Origin of the sequence: Mycobacterium sp. (assembly GCF_049585075.1) — a bacterium.
In the GTDB taxonomy this organism is placed as follows: Bacteria; Actinomycetota; Actinomycetes; order Mycobacteriales; family Mycobacteriaceae; genus Mycobacterium.
Genome location: NZ_JBAUZA010000163.1, coordinates 1 through 2453 on the forward strand (window position 1 = coordinate 1; position 2453 = coordinate 2453).

Consider the following 2453-nt stretch of genomic DNA (forward strand, 5'->3'; position numbering starts at 1 on the left):
GACCAACGCTTCGATGAGCTGAACACCGACATTTCCGTGCGGCTGTATCCGGCGAACGACTTGGGAGACATCCAATTTCCGAAAGGAAAAGCGCCCGCGCAAGTCAGCACCACAATCCAGGCGCACGGCGATCCCGGTAACTGGCCATTCGACTCGTATCGCACCGAGCCTCAGTCGGCCGATGTCTTCGTCGGGTCCGGCGCCGACCGCAAACGGATACCCGCGGTTGTCCAGGTGACCGGATCGATGGACGGCTGGGACGCGCAGGTCAGGCGCTCTACCGACACCAGCGAAACCGGAGGTCATCACAACAACAGTGCGGTCATCACCCTGCACAGGGCCAAGGGCCCGCTGATCTTCGACCTGGGCATCATCGTGGTCCTGGTCAGCCTGCCGACCTTGGCGTTGCTGGTCGCCATTCCGATGGCGTTGGGCCGGCGTAAGTTCGTGCCGCCTTTCGCCACCTGGTATGCGGCGAACTTGTTCGCGATCGTTCCGCTGCGCAACATCCTTCCCGGCGCCCCACCGCCAGGGTCCTGGATCGACCAGGCCCTTGTGCAGTGGGTGCTGCTCGCGCTGGCCACGGCGATGGCGCTGTACGTCTACGCCTGGGTCCGGCAAGGGGACTGACACCGTTCAAGGCCGGGGCGGTTTTGTCGGACCGCTGTGGCATACTCGAACACATGTTCGATGAAGCGGCCCGGCAGGCGATGATTGCCCGCTCCGATGAGTACTGGGAGCGCCGCCATCCCTCGACCACAACCGAATCGACCGCCATCGTGGATCGGATCTGCGCCTCGACGCGGGCCGAGAACCGGGCGGCGGCCGCGCAGCTGGCCGCTATCGGGGAGCTGTTTCGGTATCGGTTGTCGCGCTGCAGCGAAACCGAGGACTGGGCCATCGACACCGAGGAAGCCGTCGCCGCCGAGGTGGCCGCGGCGTTGCGGATCAGTCAGGCCCTCGCCGGGAGTCGGCTGCGTTATGCCCGGGCCATGCGTGAGCGGCTACCCCAGGTCGGTGACGTGTTCAAAGCCGGCGATATCGACTTTCGGATGTTCGCAACGATCGTCTACCGCACCGATCTGATCACCGACGACGAGGTGCTGGCCGCAGTGGACGAACAGCTGGCCGTCAACGCGCCGCGCTGGCCGTCGATGACCCGGGGCCGGCTGGCGGCACAAATCGACAAGATCGTGGCCCGGGCTGACGCGGATGCGGTGCGGCGGCGCAAGCAGCACCAGGCCGACCGCGAGGTCTGGATCGCCGATCCCGACGAGGGTGGCGTCTCTCAACTTGGCGGCAGCATGTTCAGTGTCGACGCGCACGCTTTAGACAAGCGATTGGATGCGCTCGCGGCCACGGTGTGTGAGCATGACCCGCGTAACCGCCAGCAGCGCCGCGCTGACGCGCTGGGGGCGCTGGCCGCGGGCGCCGATCGGCTGGGCTGCCGCTGCGGGCGATCTGACTGCGCGGCCGGAAAGCGGCCTGCGGCAACGCCGGTGGTGATCCACGTGATTGCCGACCAGGCCGCGATTGACGGCAGCGGCTCGGCGTCCGGATCACTGGTGGGCGCCGATGGGCTCATCACTGCGGAACTGGTGGCCGAGCTGGCCAAGTCATCCAAGCTGGTGCCGTTGGTCCACCCCGCCGACGCCGCCCCCGAACCCGGCTACCTACCGTCGAAGGCGTTGGCGGATTTTGTGCGCTGCCGGGATTTGACGTGCCGCTGGCCCGGCTGCGACCGCCCTGCCTACGACTGCGATTTGGACCACACCATTGCGCATGCCGACGGCGGGCCCACCCACGCCTCAAACCTCAAGTGCTACTGCCGAACTCAGTAGCGATTGGCCTAAATACTCTTTAGTGATTCAAGGGGGTCGGCACCCGGGGGCTAGTGCGGTGATTGGACCGCCGAGAGCACGCGGCAAGTAGGCCGTAGCAATGCCGATGTCGAACCAGAGGCGACAGATCAGCCGCCTAAGCCGCGTTGCGCCGCCCCTTGGCAATGCTGGCAAGGCTAATTTCTGTGGATTTGGCACATCGCCGCGACGCCCGATAACTATGTTGTTCGCCATGCCGCGCCGCAAGCAGCTCTACAAAATCACAGTCGTCGCAGTCGTCGCGGTGTTCAGCGTGGGGTGCAGCGCCGCGCGACCCCACAACTCGTCTGGTTCGCACGACAACAGGCCGACCACTAGCAACAACATGCAGGAACACGTCGAGTACGACGTCTACGGGTCTGCTGGCCCGCATGCGCCAGATCCCGTCGGAGCGAAGGCGAACATCAATTACGTGGACATCTTCGGCAAGCCGCAGCGGGTGGGCAACGTGACGCTGCCCTGGAGGCTGATAATGGTCAAATCGACGCTCCCCTCCGTCAACGTCAATATTGTCGCGCAGACCGATGCCGACCAAATCGCCTGCCGAATCATTGTCAACGGGGTACTCAAGGC

General features: G+C 65.0%; 2 protein-coding genes and 1 pseudogene. All 3 read left to right on the forward strand.

From position 1 onward, the window contains the following. Positions 1 to 630: DUF4436 domain-containing protein (locus WB785_RS07625; RefSeq protein ID WP_424078233.1), on the forward strand; the 630-nt coding region annotated here is incomplete at its 5' end. Positions 631 to 683: 53 nt separating this feature from the next. Beyond that, a pseudogene (locus tag WB785_RS07630) lies at positions 684 to 1835 on the forward strand (HNH endonuclease signature motif containing protein); the annotation flags it as partial. Positions 1836 to 2073: 238 nt separating this feature from the next. Next, a partial coding sequence (locus WB785_RS07635; protein ID WP_424078235.1) for an MmpS family transport accessory protein occupies positions 2074 to 2453 on the forward strand: 380 nt, incomplete at its 3' end.